The sequence below is a fragment of the Arthrobacter sp. AOP36-F1-5 genome, from assembly GCF_058137995.1.
The window spans coordinates 1612099-1624964 of the sequence record NZ_CM176892.1 but is presented as its reverse complement, the minus strand read 5'-3'; the positions used below and the strand labels follow the sequence as shown (position 1 = coordinate 1624964).

General features: G+C 65.0%; 12 protein-coding genes. 10 read left to right on the top strand and 2 right to left on the bottom strand.

Features of this window, described 5'->3' with window-relative positions; all coding sequences use genetic code 11:
- Positions 1 to 3: 3 nt before the first annotated feature.
- The 4 genes from era to AC3ZI9_RS07480 all read left to right on the top strand — a co-directional run bounded on the left by era (position 4) and on the right by AC3ZI9_RS07480 (position 4682).
- A complete protein-coding gene (gene era / locus AC3ZI9_RS07495) occupies positions 4 to 1098 on the top strand; it encodes a GTPase Era (protein ID WP_444554931.1) in 1095 nt (364 codons plus the stop codon).
- 210 nt (positions 1099 to 1308) lie between these two features.
- Positions 1309 to 3057: a 2-isopropylmalate synthase gene (gene leuA, locus AC3ZI9_RS07490; protein ID WP_444554932.1), complete on the top strand. Its 1749-nt coding sequence runs from the start codon at positions 1309 to 1311 to the stop codon at positions 3055 to 3057.
- A gap of 59 nt (positions 3058 to 3116) precedes the next feature.
- Positions 3117 to 3869 (top strand): DNA repair protein RecO, encoded by a 753-nt coding sequence (recO, locus tag AC3ZI9_RS07485; RefSeq protein WP_444554933.1) that lies wholly within the window; start codon positions 3117 to 3119, stop codon positions 3867 to 3869.
- 3 nt (positions 3870 to 3872) lie between these two features.
- Positions 3873 to 4682, top strand: a complete 810-nt coding sequence (locus AC3ZI9_RS07480; RefSeq protein ID WP_444554934.1) for an isoprenyl transferase — start codon at positions 3873 to 3875, stop codon at positions 4680 to 4682.
- Positions 4683 to 4695: 13 nt separating this feature from the next.
- Here AC3ZI9_RS07480 and AC3ZI9_RS07475 read toward each other — a convergent pair whose 3' ends face one another.
- A complete protein-coding gene (locus AC3ZI9_RS07475; RefSeq protein ID WP_444554935.1) occupies positions 4696 to 5808 on the bottom strand; it encodes an alpha/beta hydrolase in 1113 nt (370 codons plus the stop codon).
- A 60-nt stretch (positions 5809 to 5868) separates the two neighbouring features.
- Between AC3ZI9_RS07475 and AC3ZI9_RS07470 the strand changes: the two genes are divergently transcribed.
- Entirely contained in the window at positions 5869 to 6942 is a 1074-nt protein-coding gene (locus AC3ZI9_RS07470; protein ID WP_444561396.1) for a quinone-dependent dihydroorotate dehydrogenase, read from the top strand.
- A 72-nt stretch (positions 6943 to 7014) separates the two neighbouring features.
- Here the strand turns inward: AC3ZI9_RS07470 and AC3ZI9_RS07465 are convergent, their stop codons facing one another.
- Entirely contained in the window at positions 7015 to 7599 is a 585-nt protein-coding gene (locus tag AC3ZI9_RS07465; protein WP_444554937.1) for a DUF3043 domain-containing protein, read from the bottom strand.
- Between the two features lie 61 nt (positions 7600 to 7660).
- On the opposite strand from AC3ZI9_RS07465, the gene AC3ZI9_RS07460 reads away from it, so the two are divergent.
- The 5 genes from AC3ZI9_RS07460 (at position 7661) to AC3ZI9_RS07440 (ending at position 12748) form a co-directional block, all read left to right on the top strand.
- Entirely contained in the window at positions 7661 to 9076 is a 1416-nt protein-coding gene (locus AC3ZI9_RS07460) for a dipeptidase (RefSeq protein WP_489923988.1), read from the top strand.
- An 81-nt stretch (positions 9077 to 9157) separates the two neighbouring features.
- Positions 9158 to 9535, top strand: a complete 378-nt coding sequence (locus AC3ZI9_RS07455) for a HesB/IscA family protein (RefSeq protein WP_444554939.1) — start codon at positions 9158 to 9160, stop codon at positions 9533 to 9535.
- 208 nt (positions 9536 to 9743) lie between these two features.
- Positions 9744 to 10619 (top strand): aa3-type cytochrome oxidase subunit II, encoded by an 876-nt coding sequence (gene ctaC / locus AC3ZI9_RS07450; protein WP_444554940.1) that lies wholly within the window; start codon positions 9744 to 9746, stop codon positions 10617 to 10619.
- A 6-nt stretch (positions 10620 to 10625) separates the two neighbouring features.
- Positions 10626 to 12344, top strand: coding sequence for an aa3-type cytochrome oxidase subunit I (gene ctaD / locus AC3ZI9_RS07445; protein WP_444561397.1), 1719 nt, complete (start codon positions 10626 to 10628; stop codon positions 12342 to 12344).
- Positions 12345 to 12346: 2 nt separating this feature from the next.
- Positions 12347 to 12748 carry a cytochrome c oxidase subunit 4 gene (locus AC3ZI9_RS07440; protein WP_444554650.1) on the top strand — a complete coding sequence of 134 codons (402 nt, stop codon included), beginning with the start codon at positions 12347 to 12349 and terminating at the stop codon, positions 12746 to 12748.
- Positions 12749 to 12866: the final 118 nt, after the last annotated feature.

The window sequence follows — 12866 nt, the reverse complement described above, 5'->3', positions numbered from 1 at the left end:
CCGATGGCAGCACAGCAACGCCGCAACCCCGGGCCAGCACGTCGCGGAGCAGGCAAGAACCCCCACCAGGCAGCCAGGGCCCCGCAGTCCCGGCCACCGCATGTCTCCGAGTCCGTGGTCCAGGAACCCGGGGTGGGCCCGCGGCGCGCCGTCAGCGCGCTACCCACCGAATGGCCCGAGGATTTCCGGGCCGGTTTCACCTCCTTCGTGGGGCGGCCCAACGCCGGCAAGTCGACCTTGACCAACGCCCTGGTCGGTCAGAAGATCGCCATCACCTCGGCCAAGCCCCAAACGACACGGCACACCATCCGCGGGATCGTCCACCGCGATGACGCCCAACTGGTCCTCGTGGACACCCCCGGGCTGCACCGGCCGCGCACCCTGCTGGGTCAACGCCTCAACGATCTGGTCGCCGAGACCCTCTCCGAGGTCGACGCCATCGGATTCTGCATCCCGGCCAACGAGAAGATCGGCCCCGGTGACCGGTTCATCGCCACCCAACTCGGCCAGTTGAAGCGCAAGCCCATCGTGGCGATCGTGACCAAGGCGGATCTGGTCGACCGGTCGGCCCTGGCCCGCCAGCTGGTGGCCGTCACCGAATTGGGGGTCGAGACCCTGGGGGAGTCGGGCTGGGCCGCCGTCGTGCCCGTTTCGGCCACCGGGGACTTCCAGGTCGAAGCCGTCTCGGATGTCCTGGCGAAGACCATGCCGTTGTCCCCGCCGCTGTATCCGGACGGGGAACTGACGGACGAGCCGGAGTCCGTGTTGATCGCCGAGCTCATCCGCGAAGCCGCCCTGGAGGGGGTCCGCGACGAGTTGCCGCATTCCCTGGCCGTCGTCGTCGAGGAGGTCATCCCGCGCGAGGACCGGCCGGAGGACAGCCCGATGCTGGACATCCACGTCAACCTGTTCGTCGAACGCTCCTCGCAGAAGGCGATCATCATCGGCCGGGCCGGTTCACGGCTGCGGGAGGTCGGGACCCGGGCCCGGCAGGGGATCGAGGCGCTGATGGGAACCCGGGTCTACCTCGACCTGCATGTGAAGGTCGCCAAGGAATGGCAGCGGGATCCGAAACAGCTCGGCCGCCTCGGATTCTAGGGCCGGCCCCACCGACGAAACATTCGGTGCGGACCTTCGAACCGGCCCGGACCTGATGCTAGGGTGAATTTCATGCATGCGGAACTCCTTCTACTAGGTAGCCGCGACGGGGATCTTCTGGACACCAGTCACTAGGGCCGACCCCCCGTTGCGGAGTTTCGTGCTGCCGGCCTGCATTTTCAACCACCACTGAAAAGGCCCCCTAGATCCATGCAGAACATGCAAAAGCCCTCAGGAATGCCGATCCAGAAGTACATCCCCTTCCAGGATCAGATCACCGTCGAACTGCCCGACCGCACCTGGCCGGACAAGATCATCGACAAGGCACCGCGGTGGTGCGCCGTCGATCTGCGGGACGGCAACCAGGCCCTCATCGATCCGATGAGCCCCGAACGCAAGCACCAGATGTTCGATCTGCTCGTGAAGATGGGCTATAAGGAGATCGAAGTCGGTTTCCCCTCGGCCTCGCAGACGGACTTCGATTTCGTCCGCCAGCTCATCGAACGGGACCGCATCCCCGAGGACGTGTCCATCCAGGTCCTCACCCAGGCCCGCGAACACCTGATCGAGCGGACCTACGAATCCCTCGAAGGGGCCAAGCAGGCGATCGTGCACCTGTACAACTCCACCTCGGTGCTCCAGCGTGAGGTGGTATTCAAGCAGGACCAGGACGGCATCGTGGACATCGCACTGACCGGGGCCCGGCTGTGCAAGAAGTTCGAGGAACAGCTGACCGGCACCAGGATCACCTACGAGTACTCGCCCGAGTCCTACACCGGGACCGAACTGGAGTTCGCCCGCCGCATCTCCGACTCCGTGGCCGAGGTCCTCGAGGCCTCCCCGGAGAACCAGATGATCCTCAACCTGCCCGCCACGGTGGAGATGGCCACCCCCAACGTCTACGCGGATTCGATCGAATGGATGCACCGCAACCTGCGCAACCGCGACTCCATCATCCTCTCCCTGCACCCCCACAACGACCGGGGCACCGGGGTAGCGGCCGCGGAACTGGGCTACATGGCCGGCGCCGACCGCATCGAAGGATGCCTGTTCGGCAATGGGGAGCGCACCGGCAACGTCGACCTGATCACCCTGGGGATGAACCTCTACGGACAGGGCATCGACCCGATGATCGACTTCTCCGACATGGAGTCGATCCGCCGCACCGTCGAATACTGCAACCAGCTGCCCGTCGCGGAACGTTCACCCTATGGTGGCGATCTGGTCTTCACCGCCTTCTCCGGCTCCCACCAGGACGCCATCAAGAAGGGCTTCGAACATATGGAGGCCAAGGCCGCCGCAGCGGGCAAGGACATCAACGACATCCCGTGGGCCGTTCCCTACCTGCCGGTCGATCCGCAGGACATCGGCAGGTCCTACGAGGCGGTCATCCGGGTGAACTCGCAGTCCGGCAAGGGCGGGGTCGCCTACGTGCTCAAGCACGACCATTCACTGGACCTGCCACGTCGGGCACAGATCGAATTCTCCGGGGTCATCCAACGCCTGGCCGAAGGCGACGGCGGGGAGATCAGCCCGGCAAGCATCTGGCAGCAGTTCCAGAACGAGTACCTGCCCTGCGAAACCTTCGAGGGGGAGAGCTGGGGCCACTACCGGTTGGGGAACACGCGCACCCGCACCGACGAGGACGGGTCGTTCACCCTGGACATGGCCCTGGTCTCCAACGGCGTCGAGCAGGAACGTTCGGGAACCGGAAACGGCCCGATCAACGCGCTGGTGAACATCCTCTCCGCCGACGGCGTGGATCTGCGCGTCCTGGACTACACCGAACACGCGTTGAGTGAAGGCGGTTCGGCCCAGGCCGCCGCCTACGTCGAATGCGCGGTCGGCGAACGTGTGCTGTGGGGCGTGGGGATCGATGCGAACACCACCACCGCCTCCTTGAAGGCCGTCATCTCGGCGGTCAACCGGGCAATCTGGGACAACGCACAGCAGGCCTGAGGCGGCAACTACAGCCACCGGCGGCACATGGGGCACGGCTTCTCTGGGATACTGGAGCCGTGCCCCGTTCCAGTTTCGCCGCGAAGTCCTACCGGACCCGGGGTCTGGTCCTGCGCACCTATAAGTTGGGCGAGGCCGACCGGATCATCGTGTTGCTGACCTCCGATCACGGCCAGGTCCGTGCCGTGGCCAAGGGGGTGCGCCGCACCAGCTCCAAAATGGGGGCCACCCTGGAGCCTTTCATGTTCGTAGAGGCCCAGGTCGTCCGTGGTCGGAGCCTGGACATCATCACCCAGGCCCAATTGCGCCATCCCTACGGCCAGTCCCTGTCGCTGGACTATTCGAGATACACCAGTGCCAGCGCCATGGCCGAAACCGCCGAGCGCCTCACCGAAGCCGATACCGAATCCGCGGCCACCCAGTTCAGGTTGCTCCACGGTGCCATCGCGGCGATGGCCCGCGGCGCCCAGGATCCCGGCCTGCTGCTGGATTCCTATCTGCTCCGGGCGCTGGCCACCGCCGGGTGGGCCCCGAGCTTCACCGACTGCGTGCACTGCGGGGCCCCCGGCCCGCATACCGCCCTGAACATCCCCCTGGGCGGGGTCGTCTGCGCCGAATGCCGTCCTGCCGGGTCCAGCTCCCCGGCCCCGGCGACCGTTTCCCTGCTGGCCGCCCTGCTCACCGGGGATTGGCCTGCGACGCTTCACGCCGATGCCTCGGCCCGACGGGAGGCTGCCGGTATGGTGGCGGGGTATCTGCAATGGCATCTGGAACGGGTCGTCAAGTCCCTCAAACACGTGGAAAGAGCCTGATTGATGAAGCGATCCTCCCGCCAGCGGGCGAACCGTCCCGACGTCCTCGCCCCGTGGCCGCACCCCAGTGGTGCCACGGCCCCACGCATCCCCGCCGAGCTGGTGCCCCGGCATGTGGCCATCGTGATGGACGGCAACGGACGCTGGGCCAACCAACGCGGACTGCCACGCACGGAAGGACATAAGGCGGGGGAGGCCGCGCTGCTCGATGTGATGGCCGGGGCGATCGAACTGGGCGTGAAATACGTGTCGGTCTACGCCTTTTCCACCGAAAACTGGAAGCGCAGCCCCGAGGAAGTCAGGTTCCTGATGGGCTTCAACCGGGATGTGCTCCACCGGCAGCGGGACCAGCTCGACGCCTGGGGGGTCCGGGTGCGCTGGGCCGGCCGGCGCCCCAGGCTCTGGCGTTCGGTGGTCAACGAACTGCTCGAGGCCGAGGAACAGACCAAGGACAACGACGTCTGCCATCTGACCATGTGCGTGAACTATGGTGGCCGGGCCGAGATCGCCGACGCGGTGTCGGCGATCGCCGAGGATGTCGCCGCCGGGCGGCTGAAACCCCGCGGGATCTCCGAGAAGACCATCGGACGCTATCTGGACGAACCGGATCTTCCCGATGTCGACCTGTTCCTGCGGTCCTCGGGGGAGCAACGGACCTCCAACTTCATGCTCTGGCAATCCGCCTACGCCGAAATGGTCTTCATGGATGTGCTCTGGCCCGATGTGGACCGGCGCACGCTCTGGGAGGCCGTCGGGATCTACGCCCGCCGCGATCGGCGCTTCGGCGCCGCCATGGACACCCCCACCGAATGAATGCCGGAACCGCTCAGGGCGCGGGGACGTACCCGTCGCAGAACCGGGTCACCGCCTCGTAGGCCTTCGCACGGGTCCGCGCAGCAGAGGTGAACAGGTCATGCATCCCCGCTTCAATCCGCACGATCGCCACCTCGTGGCCCAGCTTCAGGGCCCGCTGCCTGACCGTCTCCACCTCGATGACGGTGTCCGAAACCAGCATCTCGGGTTCGAAGGAGGTCCCCAGATGCGTCCGGTCTGAGGTCATCACCAACACCGGTGCCTTGATATCCAGTCCCCGGTTGACCTCCGCGTGTCCGGCCAGGACCGCAGTGATCCATCCGGCGGTGACCGGGAAGGCATGGCGTGGGCGCCAGAGTGGATGGATGTCCCATTCCCCATGCGCCCGGTTGGACAGGGACTGCCAGTAGTGGTCGACCTCGGGGAGCTTGATCCTGGCCTTGGGCCGCACCCTCGCCAACGGATCGAGTAGTCCGGCGGCCGCGTTGCGGACCAACCAGCTGCCCTGCATCTCCAGCCAGGGTGAATTCAGGATCAGCGCCGTGAACACCCCGGGGTGGCGATGGGCGTAGAGGCTCGCCGTGAGACCCCCGGTGGAGTGGGCCACGCAGAGGGTCCGGCCCACCGGACCCACATCCTCCCTGATCGTGGCCAGCGCGGCTTCGATATCGACGTCGTACTCGGTGAGCGAGGTGACGAATCCCGGGGTCTGCCAGGATCTGAGGCTGCGACCGTACCGGCGCAGATCCAACGCGTAGAAACGGTATCCCCGTCCGGCCCAATACCTGGCCAGTTCCGCGTTGTAGAAATAGTCGGTCCAGCCATGCATCCCCAGCACGACGTCGGTGGGCTCCTCGGTGGCGGCGCCGGCCTGCGGCCCGCCGGCCAGGACCCGGTCCAGTCCCTGGCGGAGGTTGAGCATGGCATCGCGCCAATGCTTCTGTTCCCGGGGTGGCTCCGGCGAGGACGCCTCGACGGGCAGGTAGCGCACCAACGTGGCACTGAGGGGACCTTCCTCATCCCGTCCGCGGGCAATCGTGGTGTAGCTGAATCCCGGCCCCAGTTCATCCTCGACCCACTGCCCGGGACGGGTGTCGACCGCGTACTGCGGTTCCTCGCTATGCATGTGTCGAGCATATCCATGGTGGAGTTGGCAGCGGCAGCATGGGCAGGGAAGACTGGTGGCATGCGCTTCTACCCGACGTTCTTCCGTGTGGTCTTCTCCGGCATGGATCCCGAAAAGGCCCACCAGATCGGCTTCCGGCTCATCCGCCTGGCCGAAACCACCGGGGCTTCGGCGGTGCTGCGCCGGATCACCCGCCCGCACCCAAGCCTGAAGCGCCGGGTCATGGGCCTTGATTTTCCCTCACCCTTCGGTCTGGCTGCCGGTTTCGACAAGGAGGGCCACGGGGTTGCGGCCTTGGCGGATCTGGGCTTCGGGCATCTCGAAATCGGGACGATCACCGGCCAGGCCCAACCAGGGAACCCGAAACCACGACTGTTCCGGCTCGTCGAGGATCGTGCGGTGATCAACCGGATGGGATTCAACAACGACGGTGCCGCAGCGGTCGCCCCCCGGATCCGAGCCGCGTTGCCCGTCCTGACCCGACGGTTCGGCCCCGACCGGCCGGTCGTGGGCCTGAACATCGGCAAGACCAAACTCGTCGAGCTGGACGATGCCATCGAGGACTATCTGGCAGGAACCCGGGAACTGGCTGGCGCGGCGGACTACCTGGTGGTCAACGTCAGTTCCCCGAACACTCCTGGGCTGCGCCTGCTCCAGGGCATCGACTCGTTGCGTCCACTGCTGGCCGCCGTCGGGGCCGAAGCGGACCGGACCACGGGAAGGCATGTCCCCCTCCTGGTGAAGATCGCCCCCGATCTGGCGGACTCTGATGTCGATGACGTGGCCGCGCTGGTCACCGAGCTCGGGTTGGAAGGAGTCGTGGCCACCAACACCACCATCGAGCGCACCGGATTGGTCACGGTTCCCGATCGGATCCGCGAATACGGAGCCGGCGGTCTGAGTGGTGCCCCGCTGAAGTCCAGGTCATTGGACGTGCTGCGCCGCCTGCGCTCGACCTTGCCACAGGAGTCCACGGTGATCTCGGTCGGGGGAGTGGAGACGGCGGACGATGTCCTGGAACGCCTGGCGGCCGGGGCGGATCTGGTCCAGGGGTACACCGCCTTCCTGTATGAAGGCCCGTTCTGGGTCGCCCGGATCAACCGCGGATTGCGCAAGGCCTTCTCCGGTCGCTGATCCTGCACACAGGCAACGAGGGCCCCCACCGATGGTGGGGGCCCTCGTTGCATGCTCCGGGAAGCAGTGCGGTCAGTCGACCGGTCCGCCGCGGGCGACCTGCGGCTTCGGCAGGCGCAGCTTGCGGAACTGCAGGCCGCGCATCGCCGCGTACCACAGCACTCCACGGTCCCGGGTGCCGAACTTATCGGTCAAGCGCCGTTTGAGCTGGCGCGTCATGATGAACGAGTCCAGGACCGTGACGCCCAGGACGATCCACAAACCGAAGGTGACGTAGGCGGTGACCTGGATGTTGCTGCTCATCGAGAAGGAGATGATGAGGAAGACCAGGATGATGATCATCAGGAACTCACCGACCATCCAGCGGGAGTCCACGAAGTTGCGGGCGAAACGCTTCTGCGGACCCTTGTCCCGGGTCGAGAGGTAGCGTTCGTCGCCGGTCTCGTTGGCCAGACGCATCCGCTCCTGGGCGGCCGAACGCTGCTGGCGCGCCTGGGCCTTGGCCGCCTTCCGGTCGCTGGGCACCAGGGGACGCTTGTTCTGCGCCTGCTGGCTGTTGCGCCTCGGCGTCGGCGTGCCCTTGCCTAGGGCCGGGCTGTCTGACTCTTCTGGGGTGGCCGGCGGCTGTGCGGCATCGGCTTTTTTGCTTCCAAACACGTGCCAAGTCTAGCCGGGCCTCTCCCGCAGCCGAAACGCCGGGCGGTTGTAGGCTGAAGCCATGACTACTTCCGAACCCGTTTCCGCCGCCGTCGATCACGGCGTCGATCTGGCAGCGATCACCGAGCGCGTGAACCGTGCCATCGCCCAGACCCTGACCGAGCTGAAATCCCTTGTCGCCATCCCCGGGATCGCCTGGGAGGCCTTCGATGCCGCCGAACTCGATCGCAGCGCCGAAGCCGTCGCCGCATTGGTCCGTTCCACCGGCATGGAGGACGTGCAGATCCTTTCGGTGGACACCCCCGAGGGCAAGCCGGGCTCCCCGGCCGTCGTGGGCCGGCGCCCGGCCCAGCCCGGCAAGCCGACGATCCTGCTGTACGCCCACCACGATGTCCAGCCCCCGGGGGATCCGGACCTGTGGAACACCGCCCCCTTCGAAGCCACCGAATCCGAGGGCCGGCTGTACGGTCGTGGTGCCGCCGATGACAAGGCGGGCATCATGGTCCACATCGCCTCGCTGCGCGCGGTGCTCGACGTCGTGGAGGACTTCGGCGTCGGAGTGACCTATTTCTTCGAGGGGGAGGAGGAAGCCGGTTCGCCCTCCTTCCGCCCGTTCCTGGAGAAGCACCGCGAACTGTTGGCCTCCGATGTGATCGTCGTGGCCGATTCCAGCAACTGGAAGGTCGGTGTCCCGGCCTTGACCACCAGCTTGCGGGGGATGGTCGGCGCCGAGATCGAAGTCCGCGTCCTGGACCACGCAGTGCATTCGGGCATGTTCGGTGGCCCGGTCCTCGATGCCCCCACCGTGGCCGCGCGACTGATCGCCTCCTTCCATGATGATGAAGGCAACGTCGCCGTCGAGGGTCTGCTGGCCCGCGACACCGATCCGGTGGACTACGCCGAGGCCGACTTCCGGGCCGATTCCTCGGTGGTCGAGGGATACCGCCTGGCCGGTACCGGCGCGCTGGCCGACCGGCTCTGGAACAAACCGGCACTGTCGGTCATCGGCATGGACATGCCTTCCGTGGATCTGTCTTCCAACACCCTGCAGCCGTCGACCCGGCTGAAGATCAGCGTCAGGTTGGCCCCCGGCCAGGATCCGCAGGAAGCAGCCGAGGCGCTGCAACGCCACGTGGAGTCACAGGACCTCTTCGGCGCCCAGGTCGACTTCACCGCCGTCGAACAGGGCAATGCCTTCTCCACCGACACCCAGGCGGCAGCCGCCCGGGCCAGCCTGTGGTCCTTGGAGAAGGCCTGGGGCGTCACCCCCGTGGAAACCGGCATCGGCGGCTCGATTCCGTTCATCGCCGATCTGCTCGATGTCTACCCGCAGGCCCAGATCCTGGTCACCGGGGTCGAGGACCCCGACTCGCGGGCCCATAGCGCCAACGAGTCGCTGCATCTCGAGGATTTCCGCAAGGCCGTCATCGCCGAAGCACTGCTTCTGGCGCGGCTTGATTCAGAAGGACTGAAATAAGGGTGCCTGTCGTACCATGGGACATGAGGGGACGGCACGCTACGGTGCCGCCCTCCGGAACAAGCAATATTGGAGGACCAGATGACCGCCACGACCAATGATTCGACCGCCGGTTCCACCGAGGAGCTCAAGACCCACGAGGTGCTTCTCTCCGATGTGGCCGCGGAAAAGGTCCGCAGCCTGTTGGAGCAGGAAGGGCGAACCGATCTCCGCCTGCGCGTGGCCGTCCAGCCGGGTGGCTGCTCCGGCCTGATCTACCAGCTCTACTTCGACGAGCGCCAGCTCGATGGTGATGCCGTGCGCACCTTCGAGGGGGTCGACGTCATCATCGACAAGATGAGCGTGCCCTACCTCGCCGGTGCCTCCATCGACTTCGAGGACACCATCTCCAAGCAGGGCTTCACCATCGACAACCCCAACGCCGGCGGCTCCTGCGCCTGCGGCGACTCGTTCCACTAGGACGCTGCCGACCTGAATCCCACGTCAACGTAACCATCGGTTGACACGGGGTTTCGGTCGGCATTCCGTCGTTCGAGAGGGTAAGCTCTACGATGAGTAGTAAAACTATTGGTCTCGAAGTGCCGGTGCCGGATGCCTTGCTGCGGCCGGAACCGAATCTGGCAGCTCCGAGACCACGTATCGCACCAACAAAGAGGAAGGGCCGTCTGTGAGTTCGCAAGACCGAACCAGCAGCAGTCGCAGGGGCAAGGCCAAGGTACTGGCCATCGCCGGCGCGGGGGCGCTGCTGCTGACGGGTTGTTCAGAACAAGTCCAGCGTGGCTGGCTCCCGAACGAATCCCGGGATATCACCAACCACACTGCAAGCATCCAGGATCTCTGGGTCCACACATGGGTCACCGTCCTTCTGGTCGGCATCATGACCTGGGGGCTGATGATCTGGTGCATCGTGGCCTACCGCCGCCGTAAGGGCGAAGTCGGTTTCCCACGCCAGCTCAGCTACAACCTCCCCATGGAGATCCTCTACACGGCAGTGCCGTTGATGATGGTCCTGACGTTCTTCACGTTCTCGGATAGCACCCAGACCGCCATCGAAGAACCCGTCGATTCCGAACTGGTCGTTGATGTCCAGGCGAAGCAGTGGGCCTGGGATTACAACTATTCCTACCAGGGCGAAGAAAAGTACGATGCCAGCGTTCAGGCCCACTTGGATGGTTCCAAGGGCAAGAACGATGAAATCGCCACGTTGTACCTGCCGGTCGACACCTCGGTGACGCTCGAGCTGAACAGCCGTGACGTCATCCACTCCTTCTGGGTTCCTGCCTTCCTGCAGAAGCTCGACATGATTCCGGGCAAGACCAATACGATCTACCTCACTCCGCAGGAGGAGGGCACGTACGCCGGCAAATGTGCCGAGCTGTGCGGCGAGTACCACTCCGAGATGCTCTTCAACGTCGAGGTCGTTTCCGAAGCCGAGTTCAAGTCCAAGCTTTCCGAGATGGAAGACGGACACATCGGCAAGGACTACAGCCGCAAGCCGGACGAGGTCAATTCCATCACCATTCCGGGAGAGGAAGGGGAGTAGGCCGCGATGACTACTTATGAATACGCCACGGACGAGGCCAAGCCCCTCGCCCCCCGGGTCGTGCCGGTCTCCAAGGGACGCATCGTCGTCAACTGGATCACCTCCACCGACCACAAGACGATCGGTTACATGTACCTGATCGCCTCCTTCATCTTCTTCTGCATCGGCGGCATCATGGCGCTGTTGATCCGTGCCGAGCTCTTCGAGCCGGGCATGCAGATCCTGCAGACGAAGGAGCAGTACAACCAGCTGTTCACCATGCACGGCACCATCATGCTGCTCATGTTCGCCACCCCGTTGTTCACCGGTTTCGCCAACGTCATCATGCCCCTGCAGCTCGGGGCCCCCGATGTGGCGTTCCCGCGTCTGAACGCACTGGCCTTCTGGTTCTACCTCTTCGGTTCCACCATTGCCATGGCCGGCTACATCACCCCGCAGGGTGCCGCTTCCTTCGGTTGGTTTGCCTATGCGCCGCTGTCGAATACGACGTTCAGTCCGGGGGTCGGCGGTGACCTCTGGGTCTTCGGTCTGGCCCTGTCCGGCTTCGGCACCATCCTGGGTGCGGTCAACTTCATCACCACCATCATCTGCCTGCGTGCACCGGGCATGACCATGTGGCGCATGTCGATCTTCAGCTGGAACACGTTGATCACTTCACTGCTGATCCTCATGGCCTTCCCGCCGCTGGCCGCCGCCCTGTTCGGCCTCGGTGCCGACCGACGCTTCGGCGCCCATATATACGACCCCGACGCCGGGGGACCGGTGTTGTGGCAACACTTGTTCTGGTTCTTCGGCCACCCCGAGGTCTACATCATTGCGCTGCCGTTCTTCGGCATCGTCTCGGAGATCTTCCCGGTCTTTTCCCGCAAGCCGATCTTCGGCTACAAGGGGCTGATCTTCGCAACGATCTCGATCGCCGCACTGTCCGTGTCCGTCTGGGCGCACCATATGTACGCCACCGGCTCGGTCGCCCTGCCGTTCTTCGGGTTCATGACCATGCTGATCGCGGTGCCCACCGGGGTGAAGTTCTTCAACTGGATCGGCACGATGTGGCGAGGATCCATCACCTTCGAGACACCCATGCTCTGGAGCATCGGGTTCCTGGTGACCTTCCTCTTCGGCGGACTGACCGGCATCATCCTCTCGGCACCCACGCTGGACATCCACGTTTCGGATACCTACTTCGTGGTCGCCCACTTCCACTACGTGGTCTTCGGGACCGTCGTGTTCGCCATGTTCGCCGGCTTCTACTTCTGGTGGCCCAAATGGACCGGCCGGATGCTCAACGAACGGCTGGGCAAGATCCACTTCTGGATGTTGTTCTTCGGGTTCCACGGCACGTTCCTGATCCAGCACTGGCTCGGTGTGATCGGCATGCCGCGCCGGTATGCGGACTATCTGCCCGAGGACGGCTTCACGACCATGAACCAGTTCTCCACGGTGTTCGCCTTCATCCTGGGCCTGTCGATGATCCCGTTCTTCTGGAACGTCTGGATCACCGCCCGGTCGGCCAAGCGCGTCGAGGTCGATGATCCATGGGGCTTCGGTGCTTCGCTGGAATGGGCGACCTCCTGCCCGCCGCCGCGGCACAACTTCCACTCGATCCCGCGGATCCGCTCCGAACGTCCTGCCCTGGACCTGCACCATCCGGAGCTTTCGGCCCGGGTGACGCCCACGGCCATGGCAGCCTCGGTGTTCGGCCCCGCAGACCAGAAGGACGTGTAGCCATGAAAGTTGAAACCGGACTCTTCCTCGTCCTGTTCCTGTTCTTCGTCCCGGTGATGGTCTTCTACGGCATCATGACCGATTGGAATGAATGGGTCGGCATCCTGGCCCTGGGACTGTGCGCAGGACTCGGCCTGATGGTCGGCTTCTACCTGTACTCGACCGCCAAGCGCGTCGGAGACCGGCCCGAGGATCGCGTCGACGGCGAAATCCACGAGAACGCCGGTGTCATCGGAACCTTTGCTCCGTGGAGCTGGTGGCCGCTCGTCCTGGGCACCGCCGCCGCCACCGGATTCCTCGGCATCGCCGTTGGGTTCTGGGTCACCTACATCGGCGCAGGCCTGTGTGTGATCGCGCTGGTCGGCTGGGTCTACGAATTCAGCCGCGGAGACCACGCCCACTAGGCAACGGTCCAACGTCATCAGGGGCGGTTCCTTCCTCCAGGAGGGAACCGCCCTTTTTGTGCGCCCACGGCCCCGCAGGGTCCTGCGGCGGCAACGGTAGGATGGTCACCAAGAAGCA

Coding starts and splice junctions, on each gene's coding strand:
- AC3ZI9_RS07475 (WP_444554935.1), bottom strand. CDS start 5,808: ATGCATAGCGAGGAACCGCAGTACGCGGTCGACACCCGTCCCGGGCAG.
- AC3ZI9_RS07455 (WP_444554939.1), top strand. CDS start 9,158: ATGACCGCCACGACCAATGATTCGACCGCCGGTTCCACCGAGGAGCTC.
- AC3ZI9_RS07460 (WP_489923988.1), top strand. CDS start 7,661: ATGACTACTTCCGAACCCGTTTCCGCCGCCGTCGATCACGGCGTCGAT.
- ctaD (WP_444561397.1), top strand. CDS start 10,626: ATGACTACTTATGAATACGCCACGGACGAGGCCAAGCCCCTCGCCCCC.
- AC3ZI9_RS07470 (WP_444561396.1), top strand. CDS start 5,869: ATGCGCTTCTACCCGACGTTCTTCCGTGTGGTCTTCTCCGGCATGGAT.
- era (WP_444554931.1), top strand. CDS start 4: ATGGCAGCACAGCAACGCCGCAACCCCGGGCCAGCACGTCGCGGAGCA.
- leuA (WP_444554932.1), top strand. CDS start 1,309: ATGCAGAACATGCAAAAGCCCTCAGGAATGCCGATCCAGAAGTACATC.
- AC3ZI9_RS07480 (WP_444554934.1), top strand. CDS start 3,873: ATGAAGCGATCCTCCCGCCAGCGGGCGAACCGTCCCGACGTCCTCGCC.
- AC3ZI9_RS07440 (WP_444554650.1), top strand. CDS start 12,347: ATGAAAGTTGAAACCGGACTCTTCCTCGTCCTGTTCCTGTTCTTCGTC.